The organism is Alteromonas sp. ABV4_515 (genome assembly GCF_056160345.1).
Genome location: NZ_JBSWWZ010000006.1, coordinates 320,798 through 339,766 on the forward strand (window position 1 = coordinate 320,798; position 18,969 = coordinate 339,766).

The window sequence follows — 18,969 nt, forward strand, 5'->3', positions numbered from 1 at the left end:
GCCTGCTTACAGGTTCTTGAATTGTTTATTTTTTTGCGATTCGTAGAATTCGCGGGCTTGTCGTACTTCTTCACGCGGAGACACTTCAGGCACCGCTACATCCCACCAGAATCCGCCTTCTTTGGTTACTTTCAGCGGATCAGTATCCAGTGTGATGATGTAAGTTTTATCTGCCGCTTTGGCACGCTCCAGTGCCGCTTCCAGTTCGCTGATGCTTTCTACTTTCTCAGCCTCAGCGCCCAGAGAACGGGCGTGAGCAGCAAAGTCAGTTTTCGGTGCGCCTTCCGGCACAGTGAGGCAATCGTCCAGCAGGTTGTTGAAACCCGGGCCGCCACAGAACTCCTGTAAACGGTGAATACAGCCGTAGCCACGGTTATCCAGAACAACCATAATCATCTTGTAGCCAAGCATTACAGAAGTGGCGATTTCAGAGTTCAGCATCAGGTAAGAACCATCACCTACCATCACGTACACTTCTGAATCGGGCTTGGCCATTTTCGCGCCCAGGCCACCAGCAATTTCATAGCCCATGCAAGAGAAGCCGTATTCCATGTGGTAACCGCGGTTGAAACGGGTACGCCATAGCTTCTGGAGCTCACCCGGTAAACCACCTGCCGCACAAACCACTATCGCATCTTCTGCTGCAGCGCGGTTTACTGCACCTACGGCTTCAGGATCGGTAAGCGGCAGCGTGTTTTTATTGGCAGTCGCTTCATCGACATAAGCATCCCATGCGGCTTTCACCTTCTGGTTTTTCTGCTGCCACTCACTGTCAGAACTCCAGTTGCCCAGTGCTTCAGTAAGTGCCGGCAAGGTGAGTTTGGCATCGCCAAGCAAAGGCTTAGCATAGTGTTTAACCGTATCAAATGGTGCTACGTTCACCGACACCAGACGGGCATCAGGATTTATCATGGTGCGGGAGCCGGATGCGAAGTCACCCAGTCTGGTCCCAACCGCAATGACCAGGTCACATTCCGCAGCCAGCTCGTTCGTTGAGCCTGCACCGGTTACACCGATGCTGCCCATGTTCTGAGGATGGTCCCATGCCAGAGCGCCCTTCCCTGCCTGGGTCTCACCCACAGGAATGCGACACTGACTAACCAGCGCTTCAAGCTCTTCAAGCGCGCCAGAATAATGCACACCACCACCCGCAATCAGTAGCGGCTTTTTGCTCTGCTTAATAAGTTCAACAGCTTCTTCGAGCTCTACCATATCAGCTTGCTGACGGCGCAGACGATGCACTTTTTCAGCAAAGAAATGCTCTGGATAATCCCAGGCAAAGGTCTGGATATCCTGCGGCAATGCAAGCGTTACCGGGCCACAGTCAACCGGGTCAGTCAGCACGCGCATAGCCTGAGGCAGCGACGTAAGCAACTGTTCAGGACGGGTAATACGATCAAAAAAGCGACTGACCGGTTTGAAACAGTCATTGGTGGTCATCGTATGATCGTGATACGTCTCCAGCTGCTGAAGAACCGGATCCGGCATACGAGTCGCAAAGGTATCTCCCGGAAGGAAAAGCACAGGAATACGGTTTACGTGGGCGACTGCCGCTGCAGTGACCATATTCGTGGAACCCGGGCCCGCTGAGGCAGTACACGCCATCATCTGCTGACGATTCAGGGTTTTCGCGTAGGCAATGGCAGAATGCGCCATGGCTTGCTCGTTGTGCGCACGGTAGGTCGGCATATCTTCTTTGACCTGATACAGTGCTTCACCGAGACCGGCAACGTTACCGTGGCCGAAAATCGCCCAGACACCAGCGAACATAGGCTTGATTTCGCCATCCATCTCGACTTTCTGAGCCATCATATATTTGATCACAGCCTGTGCCATGGTCAGGCGGATAGTGTTTGACATCGTTACACTCCTCGAAGCAATTCAGGGCGCGGTTAAACCGCGCGCTTATTCCAGACGCTGACAAGATGGCCGTAATTGGCTTTGATACCGGCAATCAGTTCATCATCGTTGATGCTACCGGCCAGCCACGCTTTGGAAGGCTCAGAGAAAATAGAGCGTCCAACTGCAAAGCCTTTAACCATAGTGCTGTTTGCAGCCTGATTAAAGCCAGCTTCCAGTTCATCCATTGGCGCATCCAGACCAAGAATAACCACACCGTGACAATGGGGGTCGTTGGTGTTTACCAGATCTTCAACCACAGTCCATGATTCAGCGCTCAGCGGCGGCAGTTTCCACCAGTCAGGCTTGATACCCAGATTATAGAAGCGCTTCAGCGTGCGAATATAGTTTTCATCGTTGCGTGGCATACTGGCTGGAAGAATGATTTCAAGCAGCAGCTCGTGGCCTGACTGACAGCAGGCTTCGTAGACTTCGCGAATCAATGCTTCTTGCTCTAAACGCATTTCGACTGAATCGTCCGGATGATAGAAAACCAGGCACTTAACGATTTGTTCCACTGGCCAGCTCACCAGCTGACTGCCGATATTGCCGTGCTCCAGACGAAGTGGACGGGAACCAGGCAATTCAATAGGACGGGCTACCCACCAGCCTTTACCTGTGGCTTCGTTAAGCGCGGCCTGGCCATAGGTACCGTCGATGAAACAACCAATTTTGCCTTGCAGAGAAAGTTCTTCGCGAGACTCTTCAGCAGCACGCAGAATCAGGTTTTTCAGTTCAGGGATTTTTGACAGCTCAGCGCCGGCGTCGATAGCCATTTTTTCAAGCTGACTGCGGTGGTCGAACGCCAGAATATTAAGTTCATTCCAGCTACGGTCACGTGTAGTAACGCGGTGCAAGTGCTGCAGACGCTCGTCTAAATCAGGACGAGGCACCGATTCAGCGCGGCTCAAGTAATCATCAAGCTCTTCAGCACTTGGCATCGCTGGTGCACAGCCGTGACGTGAAACAACAAGCGCACCACATGCGTTGCCGTAATCACAGGCTTTTTTCCAGCCCTCGCCGTTCAGATACCCACGTAACAAACCAGACATAAACGCATCGCCGGCACCCAGTACATTCATAACCTGTACACGTACACCGGTAACATTTAATCCATCATCAAGACTGTCCGGGATATCGCCTTCGAATACCGCACAGCCCAGAGGGCCGCGTTTGCAAACCAGTGCTGCATCAGTAAATTTACGTACAGTGCGCAGTGCCTCAACGGTATCTTCAGAACCACCAGCAATATGGAACTCTTCTTCAGTACCAACTATCAGTTCAAACGAACCCAGTACATCCTGCATTTGTTTGGTTACAGTTTCGTCAGCAATAAAGCGAGTCTCACCGTCACCAGGGTTCGTCAGTCCCCACAGCACCGGACGATAATCAATGTCCAGCGCACGTTTAACATCGTGCTTGCCAGCATATTCCAGTGCAGTAAGCACAGCTTCCCGGGTTTTGGGGTTAGACAGATGTGTACCGGTGATGGCGAGACAGCGTGCAGAAGCGATATAGTCTTCTTTTACATCTTCTGGCGTAATCGCCATATCTGCGCAGTTATCACGGTAGAAAATCAGCGGAAAGGTGTCTTCATCTTTAAGACCCAGAATCACTAGTGCAGTCAGTCGGTCGGGGTCTGTGATAAGGTTGCTGGTATCCACACCCACGCGGTTCAGCTCTTCGCGAAGAAAGCGGCCCATGTGCTCGTTACCTACTCTCGCCAGCATGGACGACTTAAGGCCCATTCGCGCAGTGCCGTAAGCAACGTTACCGGATGAACCACCCAGATACTTGGCAAATGTCGCTTCATCTTCCAGACGAGCGCCGATTTGCTGTCCATATAAATCAACAGCCACGCGTCCCATACAAATCAGATCAAGTTTTTTGTTCGTAGTACTCATTTTCTTGTCCTCTTTTCACGCGTTTTTCAATGACTGGCCGACGCGTTTTTCAGGAGTTCCCAGGTTACTTTGTTAAATTTTCGATAAGCTTAAATAAATGAAATATATATTTCAAGATTTAATTTCCGAAATTTAAATTTCATTAAAAAACCAGCGAGAACCCACTCTAAAAAAATATAATAATCAATAGCTTAAATTAGAAATACAAATTGAAAATTTTATTTCATTTGCATTTCATTTGGAGGTATTTCAGTTCTTCCACCACAAACGGAAAAGATTATGTTTAACATTTAGTGCACGAGTGTGGTGCTCAGTCAGCGCCAGCTCTTCGTCTTCCATCATGTAATCACACAACGTGGTTACTTCAGATAAAAGATCCCGCTTCTGAGGGTCCTGGATATGCGATTCAACCCAGCCTACAAACGCGATTCTTTCTCCGGATGTGACTGGCAGAACCTGATGCATAACGCCCGAGGGGTAAAACAGTAAGGTGCCTTTCGGCTCCTTCAGTTTCATCACCTCACCGCTGGGGTATGAAAGTTCCAGTTCTCCCCCTTCGTATTCATCGGGATCACTCATAAACAGCGTCAGTGAATAATCAGATCGCACCTGCTGATGGCCATTGCCGAGAAATGCTGAGTCGGCATGTTTACCGTAAAAACCACCATTGCGATAACGGTTGAACCTGGGGTTTACCAGACTCTTTGGAAACATACGCTTGCGGATAAAACTGCTGTCCATGATGGCCTGCGTAATTTCACGCATCAGTTCATCAGCAATCACCGTAGCGGTGTCCATCTGAAACGCTATTTCTTCATTGCCCTTTACTTTTTCCCGGTAAAGCTTGCCGGGCGCCAGCCCGGCAGACCATTTCAGCTTTCCCAGCTTCCCGCAGAAGGCATCACACGTTTCTGGTGTGAACAGCGAGACCCGGGAAATCATCCCCGACTCTCCTGCATGCGCGCTTTCACCGTTGACGGAGTCTCAGTAAAATGCTCGGTTTCTTCTGTTTCGGCGGATTCACGCTTAATAAACCAGTAGCTACCCGTGATGAAATACAGCACGGTAGGCACCATCAGCCACTCCTTAAACTGAGGGAGTGCCGCTGTACCTGCGGTATACACCCACACGGTTAATGCTGCACAGGCAATCAAAGACGATATCGCAATGAATTTTGCCGCACTGACTAATTTGCTTCTGCGCAGATCCTGTGTTGTAGCCGCATTTATCTCGGCATCGTGGGAGAAAAACTCTTCTTCTTCCTGACGACGTGCCTGGAACGCTGCTTTTTCAGCAGCCTGAAGTTCAGGATAAGCAACTTTTGCCCCGGCAAACGCCGCGCCGGCAATATAAGTAACCGTTGCAGCAATCCAGGTAGGCAGTAACAGGAAGAACAGATGTACATCAGCAGCAGCATTTAGAATAAAGGCGAATACCAGTGAGCCCACCCAGGCTGCCAGTGCAGGGCCATTGATTTTCGCGCCACGATAGTGGTTCCAGTATTGCGTCATACCCAGCTTTGGTAACAGCCAGTGTTCAGCTACCAGGATTGCACCAATAGGCGAAATTGCCAGGCCCATGATGCCAAGGAAGTCGAGCATTTGTGAGAATACAAACGGGAAGCAGGCAATAATTGTAGTAAATACACCCACTACCATAGTGACTTTAACCCGCGACCACTTAGGATTGAGAGACTGGAAAGCCAGACCTGCACGGTAGATAGTAGGGTTTGAAGTCGTCCAGCCAGCGATAATCACGGCCAGAATACCTGCCCAACCCAGTGCCTGATAAGCTACTTCACCTGCATCCAACTGGGTAATGGACGTTTTCAGAATTAATGCCGCCGCCGCGCCCATAATGCCCGCGCAAATCCAGGCCATATAGTGACCAATGAAAACACCCAGGGAAGAGAGATAGCCATATGACGACTTACGAGCGTAACGCAGAATACTCATATCAGACATTGCTCCGTGCATTGGCAGGTTACATACCCATGCGAACGCAGCTATGTGCCAGATGTTAATGCCGTTATCTTTTTCCTGCCATATAAAGGTATCCCCTACTTTAACGAAATCAGAAAAACTATTAATAGAGGAAAGATCCGGCATGCTCGCCAGTAGTACAGGTATAGCTGCGATACCACCGATCAGGAACATCAGGATCATCCATGGCGCGCACACAGCAGCAAACTGTGCAACCTTCTTGAAACCATTTATAGCGACATAACCGATAACTGCACCCACACAAACCGCGACCAATACAAAACTGGCACTGTTTGGATACCAGGTTACCTGTGGAGGAATATCAAAAGGAATACGAACCGCTGAGGCGGATACGGTAATCATTGCACCAGCAATAATAACGAAGAGAACACCATTTATTACGCTGTATATTTTAACGATGCCCGGCCCAGCCACCTTTTCAAGATATGCATATAAAGTGAGACGGGTTCTTACTGCAATAGGTGCACAAATCCACGCCCAGGTGAGTACTGCAAAGAAATTACCAATAAGCAGACCAACGAAAATATCGTAAGTAGACACGCCCAGAGAAACAAACAGTGCGCCGATAACAAATTCTGTGCCGGCAACATGTTCACCTGCGTAAGCAGCCGCAAAATGTCTGGCAGGTTCCAGTTTATTTGCAGCTACCGGCTGATTTTCAAATTCTTGTACTTCGCTCACGGTGGCGACCTCCAATGTAGGTTTTGCTGGGAGATACAGCGCCATAAATTATTTTTTAGATGTTACTTATAAGTATGGCGAATACTCTGTATCTATCAGTATTGTCGTATATCGACATTTTTTAATGTTAAAATGACATTTGATTAACCTTAAGCAAAATAACTCACTTCAAATTCCATTTCAAACGAAATTTTTATTTCATTTTATATTCTATTAATGCATCTAAAGTATAAATGACACCGAAAAACACTCATTTATGTAATAAAAACGCTGTTTTAGTCTCACCCTCTCATAAATATCGTTAAACTTTAGTGAAATATTTATTTCTTTTTGTTTGACTATTGAAATTTTATTTTGTAAAAATATTGTTAGCTGATGGACACCCTACACATAAGACCGTCAGGACACGCAAGTAATTTAACCAAAAATTTACAAGAAACATTCTGGAGACACGCACATGAGAGTCGCTTACAGAAAAACGTTATTGGCCTGTTGTATAACCAGTGCTTTAAGCCCTATTGCCTTTGCCCAGCAGGCCCCTGCTCAGGATCAGGCCGCACAGGACGCTGAAGTTATTGAAGTTCGTGGTATTCGCCGCAGCCTGAGTGAAGCTCAGGACATTAAACGCTCAGCGCCGGGCGTGGTTGATGCCATTTCTGCTGAAGATTTAGGTAAATTCCCGGACACTAACATTGCTGAGTCTCTCCAGCGTATCCCCGGGATTGCCATCGACCGTAATGGTGGCGAAGGCCAGTTTGTCACTGTCCGTGGTTTCGGCCCTAGCTTCAACACTGTATTAGTTAACGGTCGCCGAATTGTTTCTGAAACAGGTGGTCGTGAATTTAGTTTCGACCTGTACCCTGCAGAACTGATTTCTGGTGCTGAAATATACAAAACTGGTGTAGCTTCACTACAGGAAGGTGGCATCGGCGCCACGGTTAATCTGAAAACAGCACGCCCTTTCTCGCTGGCAGATGACACCATGCTGGTTACTGCTAAAGCACTGTATGATGATAATAGTGGTGAAACCACGCCACAGTTGTTCGGCCTTTATTCCACCAGCTTTAACGATGGCGCTACCGGCTTGCTGATTTCTGGTTCCTACCAGAACCGGAAGTCACAGGAAGATTTCACCAATACCAATGGTTGGTTACCTACTGATGTAGATAACATTAATTTTGCAGAAGGTGTGGATGCAAACCCTGGTAACGTGTCTACGGCTTTTATCCCACGTGAAACCCAGACAGGTCGCCGCCTGCAGGAACGTGAACGTATGAATGTGCAGGCCGTGTTCCAGCACTATCTGAAAGATGAATTACTGCTGACGGTAGATGGTTTCTATAACAAATTTGAAGTGAACTCCAACGCGACGATGCTGGGTTCATGGTTTGGTACGCCAGCGGCAACCAATGACGTTATTCTGAATGAAAATGGTACCGTTCTGGAACAGGACATTTCTTCAGAGGTAGGTATTCTGAATCGTCTGGAAGGTCGCCCTACAGAAACCCGTGCTATTGGTTTTAACCTGAAGTGGCTGGCTACCGACGAACTGACCACAGTATTTGACTTTGGATACTCAGACTCCGAGGCAAAACAAGGTACAGGTAATGGTCAGGCGGTAATGGGCTTCACTGATGATCCGAATGATCCAACCGATGATTTCCACTTCGATAATTACGGTAGCGAAGCACAGATCATCTACCCTGATTCAATTATTGCCCGTTTACAGGACCGTGACAGCTACCGCTCTCACGTTGCCCAGTACGGCGATCAGGCGGGTGACGGTACTGGCGGTAACTCTGTAGAAGCCAGCATTTATCAGTTTGCTATTGATAACGTATACGAACCGTACGACGGCGGTATGCTCAGAAACATCAAGTTTGGTGCAAACTACTCTAAAGAAGATAAAACTGTTGACGTAATTCGTCCAAGTTTCGACGTATTCTGTCAGTACTGCTTCTTTATCACTGATGTACCTAACGATCTGATCCTTGATTTTGATACCAGTGGTTTGTTAGATGGCGTTTCACCAGATACTTTCCGCGATATCTACACTTTTAACCTGAATGACTATATCGACTGGCAAAAATCGCCTGAAGGTTTCGCAGCCCGCGATGCATACTACGGCTATGAGCCAGGCACATCCCAGGCCTTCTTTGAAGCACAGCCAGGTGGATTCTTAGGTACAAAACAACCAGACAGCTATGAAGTCAGTGAAACTATCTTCGCAGCCTATGCAGACATGCTGTTCGAAGGTTCATTCAGCGATATGGAATGGAAACTGAACACGGGTGCTCGCCTGGTATATACCAGAGATGAAGCTACCGGTTCACAGCAGAATCTGATCAGTCTGTCACAAACAACTGCAACCCAGTATAACCCTGGTTTCGATACATCAGGTACCGGCTTTCAGTCAGAAACTAACGACTACCTGAAACTGCTGCCGAATATCAGCTTCACCATTAATCCTACTGAAGATTTCGTGGTACGCCTTGCCGTATCTGAAACCATGACCCGTCCGGAATTGAAAGATCTGGCCCCTCGCCTGTCTTACCTGGACTTACGTCCTGGCTCATTGAATGCAGTTGCAGGTAACGTTAACCTGAAGCCTTACACATCTATTAACCTGGATGCTTCTTTCGAATACTACTGGGGCGACATCAACTACGTAAGCCTGGCATTATTCCAGAAAGAGGTGCAGAACTTCATCGTTACTGATAATGAAGTGGTTACCATTTCAGGTGTAGATATCCAGCAGCCTTTGCTTGCTGACGATGCCGCTATCAATGCCGATGCAGGTACTATCGATTTCAATGTTCAGCGTCCGCTTAACAGTGAAACGGCTGACGTGAAAGGTTTGGAACTGGCAGCGCAATATGCATTTGACAGCGGTGTACTGGAAGGCTTAGGCTTCTCGGCAAATGCTACATTCCTCGACTCGAATGCAGAAATCGCAGCGAACTCTGATGTTAGCACCCTGTTTGCGATTCCCGGACTGGGCAACTCAATGAACGCGACCATGTTTTATGAAAATGGTCCCATTGAAGCACGTATTTCCTGGAGTAACCGTGACGAGTTCCTTGAATATCTGATTAACCCGAAAGCCGGTGTTGAACCAGTATTTACTGAGGAGTTCTCGCAGGTAGACTTCCAGCTGACCTACCGAATCAATGATGATTTCTCAGTCTTCCTGGAAGGCACAAACATCACTGATGAAGCCATCCGTAAGCACGGACGTTATGACGAGCAGTTCATTCTGTATCGTAATACCGGACCTCGCTACGCCCTTGGTTTCCGTGGTCAATTCTGATAAATCCTCCGGGTCAAATCCGGGTGGGGCTTAGCCCCGCCCGTCTTTGTTTAGGCGTGAAATAAATATTTCACTATAGTTATATTCATTTATTTTTAATGGAACCTGAACATGAAACTGTCCTGTTGCACAGACGTACTTGGCAAACTTTCATTCGAAGACATGCTCGATACCCTCAAACTGAAAGGTGTCAATGCCATCGAAATTACAACCGGAGGCTGGTCTTCTGCCCCTCACATGGATATGGCAACACTGATCAGTGATGCCGACGCGCGCGAAGCTTTCCAAAGCGCACTGAGTAAACGCGGTATGACGATTGCTGCGCTCAATTGCTCAGGAAATCCACTGGATCCAGGCCCGATGGGACAAGCGCATAAGAAGGCCGCTTTTGACACCATGGAGCTGGCCGGATTGTTAGGCGTGAAGAAAATTGTAATGATGAGTGGCCTTCCGCCGGCGTCTCCGGAAGACACGGTACCAAACTGGATCACTTACACAATAAGCTGGCCTGCTGACCTGAAAGAAAAACTGGATTATCAGTGGAACGATGTGGCAATTCCTTTCTGGAAGGATTTGGTGGCACACGCGGAAAAACATGGTGTGGAGAAAATCGCACTGGAAAATTTCAGTGCGCAGCTGGTCTGGAATCCCGAAACCTTATTCCGTCTGCGCAACGCGGTAGGCCCCATGGTTGGCCTGAATGTGGATCCAAGCCACATGATTTGGATGGGAATGGATCCGATTGCCGTTGTACGTGAACTTGGCGACGCAATCCACCACGTGCATGGTAAGGATGTGCGCCTGGAACGCACCATGGTTGAAAAAAATGGCCTGCTGGAAACTAAAGTGGTTGAAGATGTGGCTAACCGTACCTGGAACTATGTTGCTGTGGGATGTGGTCGTGACTTGCAATGGTGGAAGGAATTTTTCTCAGTGATTAGAATGACTGGCTATAACGGCTTCGTTTCACTGGAAATGGAAGATCTGACCATGTCTGTTGAAGCAGGACTGGACACGTCAATTGCAGCGCTCAAGCAGACGATTAGTCAGTGAAAACAAGGTAATAATGCGTTAGAGTAGCGAGCATGAATAACGATAAAGATAAAGATGTGGATACTGAAAAAAGTCTGAACTGGGGTGAATTGCAGGAGCTGATTAAATCCCGTTATCCTCAGATGAGCAAGCGTCTGAAGCAAGTCGCCAAATTTGTACTGGAAAATCCCGATGCAGTGGCATTTGAAACCATTGCTGTGATTTCTGAACGAATTAACGTACCGCCATCAACGCTTATCCGTTTTGCTTCTGCCCTTGATTTCAGTGGTTTTAATGAAATCAAACAGGTCATAAAGGAAGTAAAGCTGGAGAACACCAGTAACTACAGTAATCGTATTCAGCTCGTACGCAGTCAGCAAAGCTGGGAGAGCGACGAACTGCTCCCCCGCTTTGCCAAAGCTAACCGCGACGCACTTCGCCATCTCGAAGACACGGTCACCCGTGATGAGATAAAAAAAGCCGTAGAACTGATGCGCAAGGCCCGGCATATCTTTTTGCTGGGTAACGGGCGTGCGCACACCGTTGCTACCTATCTGCATTACGCACTGAATCATATCGACAAGAAAATATTCATGATCAGCGGTACAGGCGGCATGTTCCAGGAACAGATGTCTAATGTTGAGCGCGGTGATTTACTGCTGGCTATAAGCTTTAGCCCTTACTCCTCAAATACCTGTGAGCTGGCGGCAAAGGCGGCTGACCGGGGGGTTACGGTATTATCAATTACTGACAGCCCGATTTCTCCGCTGGCAAACACCAGTCAGCAATCGTTTATCGTTCAGGAAGCCCGGGTGGATGCCTTCCGTTCGCTCTCAGCATCACTGCTGTTATCACAGGTGCTGGCCATTGGCCTGGCAGACAGCCGATCCGAAGATGGCTTCACGACTACCTTTGCACCAGACTAATTCGGTGTCCCGGCGCCCACAGCTCCGGGAGACTCCAGCGCAGTGCGAATAAACGCACTGATCGCACTGGACGGGTTGTCCTTGCGATGAATAAGATAGGTGGGTGCCTGCGCAATATCGTCATCCACCACCTGTATACTCAGCCCTTCTGTCTTATGCAGAGCTAACACAGCCCTTGGCACCATTCCGAGCCCCATCCCGGCAATTACACAACCAATCATGGTAAAATGACTCGGTATTTCCGTCACCTTTTCGCACAGGTGATTATGCCTCGCCAGCCATTTTTCCAACCGGTGCCGATACGAACAGCCTTTATTGTACCCCACCATGGTGATGGGATCGGGCAGTGAGGCTTTGTTTCCCCATTCTTCAGGCATGATAAGCACCAGTTCTTCGTCAAAACACTTCACACAGGTTAAACGTGGATCGTCAGGCGGGTCGGAAGCCATCACTAAATCGAGCTCTCCAGCCAGTACCCGCTCAATCAGCGGCATAGAGGCGTTGGCAGTCAACTCCAGCTGTACAGCGGCATAATGATGGTGAAAGCGGGCCAGAATACCGGGTAATCTGGCGGCCGCACTGCTTTCCATCGACCCCAGTCGTAGCAAGCCTGCTGGCTCAGCATCGGTGAGTTCAGCAATCGCCTGTTTTTGCAGATTAAGGATTTTATCGGTGTATTCGAGTAAACGAAGCCCTGCTGACGTCACCGACAACCGGTTACCCTCGCGCAAAAATAAATCAGTATTGAGTTCAGCTTCCAATTTCTTAAGCCTGGCAGTAACGTTCGACGGCACTCGGTGCAATACCTCCGCCGCCCGGCTGACACCGTTTTGTTCAACAACGGTTTTGAAAACCAACAGATCTGAAATATCCAATACTTACCCACCTTTTTCACTTTTAATGAAATAAACCTTCTCATTTATTCATTATTATTGAAAGATAATTTTCTTTATACTTTCCGCTATAGTGAATGAAAGGAGAAATATATGACCTCAGCCCACACCGAAAACCAGTCTCTGGTGACTAAAGGGTTAATTTATGCCCTGGGCGCCGTAATGATATGGACAGGCTTTATTCTGATCACCAAAGCCGGCGCCCTCGCTGCTCTGGCCATCCCTGATATGATGATGGTGCGTTTTGGTACCGCGTTCATTCTGTTCTCTCCTTTCATCTGGAAACATCGACGGGTTATATTTCAGCGAAGAATGCTGGCACTGGGTGCAATAGGAGGTCTGGCCTACGGATTTACGGTATTCAATGGCTTTTCCTTAGCCCCGGCTACTCATGCGGCTTTATTACTTCCGGGGCTGATGCCCATCATGATTGCAGTGCTTGCATACTTCCTTGCCGGAGAGCGACACACCCGTCAGGCGTGGACAGGCATTCTATTTAGCAGCGCAGGCATCATTGTCCTGCTAATCGAAACCCTGCTAATGGATACGTCCTATCTGGCTGGCGACATGAGCTTTATTATGGCCTGTGTATTCTGGGGGATATTTACTGTATTACTGCGCCGCTGGGGATTTGCCCCGTGGCATGCGACACTCGGCATCATCACCTTTACTACGCTACTTTTTGCACCGGTTTACGCGCTGTTTCTTCCCCACCATATTGTCGACAGCAGCTGGGAAATGATTGCCCTACAGGCCTTCTATCAGGGCGTAATGGCCACTACAGTACAAATGGTACTCTATGCCAGAGCGGTACATATTCTCGGCGCAACCCGTATGGGCGGACTCATGGCGCTGGTGCCGATTTTTGCCAGTGTGATTGCAGTACCATTATTTGATGAGGTGTGGACCACGGGACTTTCTATTGCCATAGGAATGATTCTGACAGGGACACTCATAAGTAATAATCCGGTACAGGCGCTAAGCGGACGGAATCGTCAGGCTGCTTGATACACGCACTCCCTGCATGTTAATGCACCACAGCGTTAGTGATGTGACGCCCAGTACCAGTTATCGGCATATTTTATTATTTGCGTCACATCATCTTCATTCAAATCTGAGTAGTTCCTGGGATCACCACCGTCAGGGACAAACAGAAAACCAGAGTAATTGTCCAGTATGCCTCTGTAGGTAAAGAAGAAAACGTAAACCAACCCGTCAATATCCTGAACCACTATCTCATTTCCGCCCATTGATAGTTTTGAATACTCGGCGCCAAGGGCAATCAGTGATGAGTTATGCCTGACGTTTGGGACAAGTTCGCCTGAGTAAACTTTTTCGACAACCTCCTGGCGTTGAGATTCATACAAATGAAAGTCTGCATCTATCCAGAGATTTGTAAAAGGAACAAATAATACTATGGCAAAGGCAGATAACTGAATTACGGCGGGAATGGTTGTCCGCCATCGAATTTCTCTGAACTTTAATAAACAGGAAAGGCTGAAGCCTGCTCCCGTAATGAACAGAACCATTACCAACCACATCAGCGGTAACATCAAAAAAGGCGTTATCCAGTCAACGATTGTCCACTGAAAGGCGATAACCAAAATCGTAAACGCTGACACTCCAACAGCCAGTATTGTTCTTTTCCCTATTTCTTTAACCATAAAATTCCCTGTTGCTATCTCTAACACTCTATCCAGAGTGAATTGGTACAATATCGTTAATAGTCGGTTTTGGACATACTATTAGGCTTATATGCTGATGTGCCTGATTTATACTACGCTGGTATCTCTGGTAGCACCTCCAAACCATTGGCTCAGTGAAAATAAAAAGGGGACCTACCCGCGTAGGTCCCCACTTTCTATTTGTCAGGTAAAACCAGACTTAACTTTCAGCTTTCCGTTTTACTTTACAGAACAGGAATCCAGCTTCCAGATACGATCAACGTAATCTTTAATAGAACGGTCTGAAGTGAACTTACCCATCTTCGCGGTATTGATAATGGCCATTTTCGCCCAGCGCTCTTTATCGCGATACGCTTCGTCTACCAAAATCTGCGCATCAGAATAAGCACGGAAATCAGCCAGTACCATGTACGGGTCGCCGTTATCTAACAAGCTTTGTTTAATAGACACCAGTGCGCCTGGTTTGCCTGGCGTGAAGTAATCTGTCTCCAACCAGTCCAGAACGGCTTTGATTTCAGGGTCGCGATAGTAGTAGTCCAGCGGCTTGTAGCCTTTTGCCTGCAACGCGTGCACTTCATCAACATCCATACCAAAGATAAAGATATTCTCGTCACCTACTTCCTCAGCAATCTCGATGTTTGCACCATCCAATGTACCAATGGTAAGCGCACCGTTCAGGGCCAGCTTCATGTTACCGGTGCCTGACGCTTCTTTACCGGCCGTACTGATCTGCTCAGACAGATCTGACGCAGGAATCATTTTTTCAGCCAGTGATACCCGATAGTTGGGCAGGAACACAACTTTGATTTTGCCCTTCACGCGAGGATCATTATTCACCTTATCAGCCACTTTGTTGATGGCATAAATAATGTCTTTCGCCAGTTTGTAACCCGGCGCAGCCTTAGCACCAAAGATAAACACCCGTGGATGCATATCGTAATCTGGGTTTTCAAGAAGTCGACGGTACAGCGCCATGATGTGCAGCAGGTTAAGATGCTGACGCTTATACTCGTGCAGACGCTTAATTTGTACGTCGAAAATAGCATTCACATCTACGTCGATATCAAGCGACTGCTTAATTTCTTGTGCTAACAATTTTTTGTTTTCCAGTTTCACTTTCATGAACTGTTTCTGGAAGGTTTTATTGTCAGCAAACTTAGCCAGCCCTTCGAGTTTCTTGAGATCGGTAGGCCAATCGCTGCCAATCTTCTTATCAATTAACGCAGACAATGGTGGGTTACACGCTTTCAGCCAACGTCGTGGCGTAATGCCGTTGGTCACGTTAGTCAGCTTGCCCGGCCACATTTCGTCAAATTCAGGGAACAGATCTTTCTTCACCAGACGAGAGTGAATTTCTGCTACGCCGTTAACTGCAAAAGAGCCAATCACAGACAAGTTGCCCATACGTACCATTTTCTCGTTACCTTCTTCGATAATCGAAAGTTTGGCTTTTTTGGCATTGTCGCCTGGCCACATTGCATCCACTTCAGCCATGAAACGATGGTTAATTTCGTAGATGATTTCCAGGTGGCGCGGAAGAATCTTTTCAATCATTCGCGCAGGCCATTTTTCAAGCGCTTCTGGCAGCAAAGTATGGTTGGTGTAAGCGAACACTTTAGTACAGATATTCCATGCGGTATCCCAGTCAAGCTCAGCACGGTCTACCAGAATACGCATCAGTTCCGGAATGGCGATAGCCGGGTGCGTGTCATTGAGCTGAATAACTACCTGATCGACAAAACGACTCCAATCGTCACCGTGAGCTCGCTTATAACGGCGAATGATGTCTTTCAGAGAACAGGAACTAAAGAAGTATTGCTGAATAAGACGCAGCTCTTTACCCGCTTCCGTTTCGTCGTTGGGGTAAAGCACTTTAGAGATGGTGTCGGCCTGCACGTTTTCACGCTGAGCATCCACATAACCACCGGCATTAAACACGTCCCAATTGAAGTACTGGGATGATTGGCTCTTCCATAAACGCAGAACGTTTACGGTTTTACCGCCGTAACCCACTACCGGAATATCCCAAGGTACACCTTTAACAATCGAACCTGGGTGCCATTCTTTCTGGATGCGGCCGTTCTCACCATATTTGGTTTCTACATAACCGTATAAAGAGACTTGCTGGATAGATTCTGGACGGCAAATCTCCCAAGGGTTGCCGAAGTCACGCCAGCTGTCCGGGCGCTCAATTTGCGCACCGTTTTGAATTTCCTGACGGAATAAACCATGTTCATAGTGAATGCCATAACCAATTGCGGGCAATTCCATCGTGGCCAGAGAATCGATAAAACACGCTGCCAGACGACCCAAGCCACCGTTACCCAAGGCCATATCGGGCTCTTCTTCCATTACATCCGCCAGTTCAATGCCCAACTCTTTCAAGGCTTCATTGGCTACGTCGTAAAGTCCAAAATTCTGCAGATTGTTGGAGAGCAAACGGCCCATCAAAAACTCAGCAGAAAAATAATGCACGGCGCGGGTATCATTTAAATAGTGGGTTTTCTGCGTTTTACGAAGTCCTTCAAGTACCTGTTCTTGCATGGCAGCACAAGTCGCTTTCCACCAGGCATGGTTGTTGGCTTTGTTTTCGTCGGTGCCTAAGGTGCAGTGTAAATGACGAATGACAGCAGATTTAAATTCGTTCTTATCGCCTGCGGTAACCGCAACAGGTGCAGAAGATTTTGCACTGGTTGATTTTGCGTTCATATCAGTTCTCACTTAACAATGTGGTCAACCATATTGACCAAAGATGGTTAAAACTAACCCAATGTGTAATTTAATTACATCGGTAAAAATCAAGATGACAGCAATATAGCAGTGTTAAAAACAACTTTTTGTAAAAGTTTTGTTAATTTTCAAAAAAAATGGGCTGCATTTTTAAATGCAGCCCATTTATTAACATTAAATTTACAATATTTTGGTATTAATACAACATGTGCGTTTTTACTTAATGATCTTCGCTACTAATTCTTCAGCTTCTTTAATAAGTGACTGTAAGTGAGTTTCACCATTAAAGCTCTCAGCATAAATTTTGTAAATCTGCTCAGTACCTGAAGGGCGTGCTGCAAACCAGCCGTTTTCAGTAGAGACTTTCACGCCACCAATAGCAGCATTGTTACCTGGCGCGTGGGTTTGCACCGCTGTAATGGGCTCTCCGGCCAGCGAATCACTGGTTACTACAGAGGCATCCATCGCAGACAGTTTTTGTTTCTCTTCAAGTGTAGCTGCTACATCGACACGCTGGTAAACCGGTGCGCTAAATTTTTCTGTTAAAGCAGCATAATGTTCGCCAGGATCTTTCCCCGTTACCGCGAGAATCTCAGCGGCTAGCAGACACATAATAAAACCGTCTTTATCTGTCGCCCAGGTTGTGCCATTACGTTGGAGGAAAATTCCCCCCGCACTTTCTTCACCAGCAAAAGCGATTTCGCCGTTAGATAAGCCACCCACGAACCACTTAAAACCGACAGGCATTTCTGCCAGCTCGCGTCCAAGACTGTCGGCGACACGGTCGATCATGGAACTCGATACCAGGGTTTTACCCACTTTGAGTGAGCTTGGCCAGTTCGGTCGATGTTGGTACAGGTAATTAATGGCAACAGCCAAATAATGATTCGGGTTCATCAAGCCAGAGCTTGGACAAACAATACCATGGCGGTCAAAATCAGGATCGTTACCCCACGCCAAGTCGAACTTATCCTTCAACTCAATCAAACCCGCCATGGCATAAGCCGATGAGCAATCCATACGAAGTTTGCCGTCTTTATCGCGACGCATAAAACCAAACTGGGGGTCAACTTTGTCGTTTACTACCGTAATGTCGAGACCATATTTTTCGGCAATACGCTCCCAGTAACCCACACCGGCGCCGCCAAGAGGATCCGTGCCCAATTTCAAGCCCGCTTTGGCAATGGCTTCCATATCAACCACACTCGCCAGGTCATCGATATACGCTTCCATAAAGTCCGCTTCCTGAACTTTACCTTCTGCTCTCGCTGCCTGGATATTGATACGTTTAACGTCTTTATTGCCATCGGCGATAAGCGCGTTAGCGCGCTTTTGAATAACTGACGTGACGTCGCCATCTGCCGGACCACCGTGGGGAGGATTGTATTTGAAACCACCATCGCTTGGCGGATTATGAGATGGCGTAATCACAATACCGTCTGCCAGGTTTTCACTTCGCTGACGGTTATAACGGATAATGGTGCGTGAAATGACTGGCGTTGGCGTGTAGCCGCGGCTCGCGTTGTCGGCTAATTGAATTACCACTTCAACACCATTGGCGGTAAGTACTTCAATCGCCGTTATCATTGCGGGTTCAGATAACGCGTGGGTATCTTTACCAATATAAAGTGGACCGTCTATGCCCTGTGCTTCACGGTATTCAGCAAGCGCCTGACAGATCGCGGCGATATGGACATCGGTAAACGTGGTATTTGCTGCAGTTCCGCGGTGTCCTGAAGTACCAAAACTTACCGCTTCAGCAGGCTTACTCACATCGGGCTGAAAGGTAAAATACTGCGTTATTAATTCAGCAACATTGATAAGTTGCTCCGGCGCTGCGGGTTCTCCTGCATGGGGGTGTAATGCCATTTTTCGTCCTTTTCCTTTATAAGCATCTTGCTGACCA

General features: G+C 47.8%; 12 protein-coding genes. 4 read left to right on the forward strand and 8 right to left on the reverse strand.

All coding sequences use genetic code 11. The features are described from left to right. Window positions 1-6: 6 nt before the first annotated feature. The 4 genes from iolD to ACXAGX_RS15760 all read right to left on the reverse strand — a co-directional run bounded on the left by iolD (window position 7) and on the right by ACXAGX_RS15760 (window position 6,487). A complete protein-coding gene (gene iolD, locus ACXAGX_RS15745; protein WP_474839479.1) occupies window positions 7-1,860 on the reverse strand; it encodes a 3D-(3,5/4)-trihydroxycyclohexane-1,2-dione acylhydrolase (decyclizing) in 1,854 nt (617 codons plus the stop codon). Window positions 1,861-1,892: 32 nt separating this feature from the next. Further along, window positions 1,893-3,803, reverse strand: a complete 1,911-nt coding sequence (locus ACXAGX_RS15750; RefSeq protein ID WP_474839481.1) for a bifunctional 5-dehydro-2-deoxygluconokinase/5-dehydro-2-deoxyphosphogluconate aldolase — start codon at window positions 3,801-3,803, stop codon at window positions 1,893-1,895. 249 nt (window positions 3,804-4,052) lie between these two features. Beyond that, window positions 4,053-4,745, reverse strand: a complete 693-nt coding sequence (locus tag ACXAGX_RS15755) for a Fe2+-dependent dioxygenase (protein WP_474818221.1) — start codon at window positions 4,743-4,745, stop codon at window positions 4,053-4,055. After that, on the reverse strand, window positions 4,742-6,487 hold the full coding sequence (locus ACXAGX_RS15760) for a purine-cytosine permease family protein (RefSeq protein WP_474839483.1): 1,746 nt from the start codon (window positions 6,485-6,487) through the stop codon (window positions 4,742-4,744). The genes ACXAGX_RS15755 and ACXAGX_RS15760 overlap by 4 nt, the downstream gene beginning before the upstream one ends. A gap of 457 nt (window positions 6,488-6,944) precedes the next feature. On the opposite strand from ACXAGX_RS15760, the gene ACXAGX_RS15765 reads away from it, so the two are divergent. The 3 genes from ACXAGX_RS15765 to ACXAGX_RS15775 all read left to right on the forward strand — a co-directional run bounded on the left by ACXAGX_RS15765 (window position 6,945) and on the right by ACXAGX_RS15775 (window position 11,755). Continuing rightward, on the forward strand, window positions 6,945-9,797 hold the full coding sequence (locus ACXAGX_RS15765; RefSeq protein WP_474839485.1) for a TonB-dependent receptor: 2,853 nt from the start codon (window positions 6,945-6,947) through the stop codon (window positions 9,795-9,797). Window positions 9,798-9,908: 111 nt separating this feature from the next. Beyond that, the gene (locus ACXAGX_RS15770) at window positions 9,909-10,850 is read left to right on the forward strand and encodes a sugar phosphate isomerase/epimerase family protein (protein WP_474839487.1); all 942 of its coding nucleotides are present in this window, start codon (window positions 9,909-9,911) and stop codon (window positions 10,848-10,850) included. 32 nt (window positions 10,851-10,882) lie between these two features. Continuing rightward, the gene (locus ACXAGX_RS15775; RefSeq protein ID WP_474818217.1) at window positions 10,883-11,755 is read left to right on the forward strand and encodes a MurR/RpiR family transcriptional regulator; all 873 of its coding nucleotides are present in this window, start codon (window positions 10,883-10,885) and stop codon (window positions 11,753-11,755) included. On the opposite strand, the gene ACXAGX_RS15780 is transcribed toward ACXAGX_RS15775, so the two are convergent. After that, entirely contained in the window at window positions 11,752-12,630 is an 879-nt protein-coding gene (locus ACXAGX_RS15780) for a LysR family transcriptional regulator (RefSeq protein ID WP_474839489.1), read from the reverse strand. The genes ACXAGX_RS15775 and ACXAGX_RS15780 overlap by 4 nt on opposite strands. 111 nt (window positions 12,631-12,741) lie before the next feature. Between ACXAGX_RS15780 and ACXAGX_RS15785 the strand changes: the two genes are divergently transcribed. Further along, complete coding sequence (locus tag ACXAGX_RS15785; protein WP_474839491.1) at window positions 12,742-13,656, forward strand: DMT family transporter; 915 nt, start codon at window positions 12,742-12,744, stop codon at window positions 13,654-13,656. A gap of 35 nt (window positions 13,657-13,691) precedes the next feature. Here ACXAGX_RS15785 and ACXAGX_RS15790 read toward each other — a convergent pair whose 3' ends face one another. From ACXAGX_RS15790 to pgm, 3 genes are all read right to left on the reverse strand, one after another. Beyond that, complete coding sequence (locus ACXAGX_RS15790; protein WP_474839493.1) at window positions 13,692-14,312, reverse strand: hypothetical protein; 621 nt, start codon at window positions 14,310-14,312, stop codon at window positions 13,692-13,694. 240 nt (window positions 14,313-14,552) lie between these two features. Continuing rightward, window positions 14,553-17,042 carry a glycogen/starch/alpha-glucan phosphorylase gene (locus ACXAGX_RS15795; protein ID WP_474839495.1) on the reverse strand — a complete coding sequence of 830 codons (2,490 nt, stop codon included), beginning with the start codon at window positions 17,040-17,042 and terminating at the stop codon, window positions 14,553-14,555. Between the two features lie 237 nt (window positions 17,043-17,279). After that, window positions 17,280-18,932 (reverse strand): phosphoglucomutase (alpha-D-glucose-1,6-bisphosphate-dependent), encoded by a 1,653-nt coding sequence (gene pgm / locus ACXAGX_RS15800; protein ID WP_474818212.1) that lies wholly within the window; start codon window positions 18,930-18,932, stop codon window positions 17,280-17,282. Window positions 18,933-18,969: the final 37 nt, after the last annotated feature.

Coding starts and splice junctions, on each gene's coding strand:
- pgm (WP_474818212.1), bottom strand. CDS start 18,932: ATGGCATTACACCCCCATGCAGGAGAACCCGCAGCGCCGGAGCAACTT.
- iolD (WP_474839479.1), bottom strand. CDS start 1,860: ATGTCAAACACTATCCGCCTGACCATGGCACAGGCTGTGATCAAATAT.
- ACXAGX_RS15755 (WP_474818221.1), bottom strand. CDS start 4,745: ATGATTTCCCGGGTCTCGCTGTTCACACCAGAAACGTGTGATGCCTTC.
- ACXAGX_RS15765 (WP_474839485.1), top strand. CDS start 6,945: ATGAGAGTCGCTTACAGAAAAACGTTATTGGCCTGTTGTATAACCAGT.
- ACXAGX_RS15770 (WP_474839487.1), top strand. CDS start 9,909: ATGAAACTGTCCTGTTGCACAGACGTACTTGGCAAACTTTCATTCGAA.
- ACXAGX_RS15750 (WP_474839481.1), bottom strand. CDS start 3,803: ATGAGTACTACGAACAAAAAACTTGATCTGATTTGTATGGGACGCGTG.
- ACXAGX_RS15790 (WP_474839493.1), bottom strand. CDS start 14,312: ATGGTTAAAGAAATAGGGAAAAGAACAATACTGGCTGTTGGAGTGTCA.
- ACXAGX_RS15775 (WP_474818217.1), top strand. CDS start 10,883: ATGAATAACGATAAAGATAAAGATGTGGATACTGAAAAAAGTCTGAAC.
- ACXAGX_RS15785 (WP_474839491.1), top strand. CDS start 12,742: ATGACCTCAGCCCACACCGAAAACCAGTCTCTGGTGACTAAAGGGTTA.
- ACXAGX_RS15795 (WP_474839495.1), bottom strand. CDS start 17,042: ATGAACGCAAAATCAACCAGTGCAAAATCTTCTGCACCTGTTGCGGTT.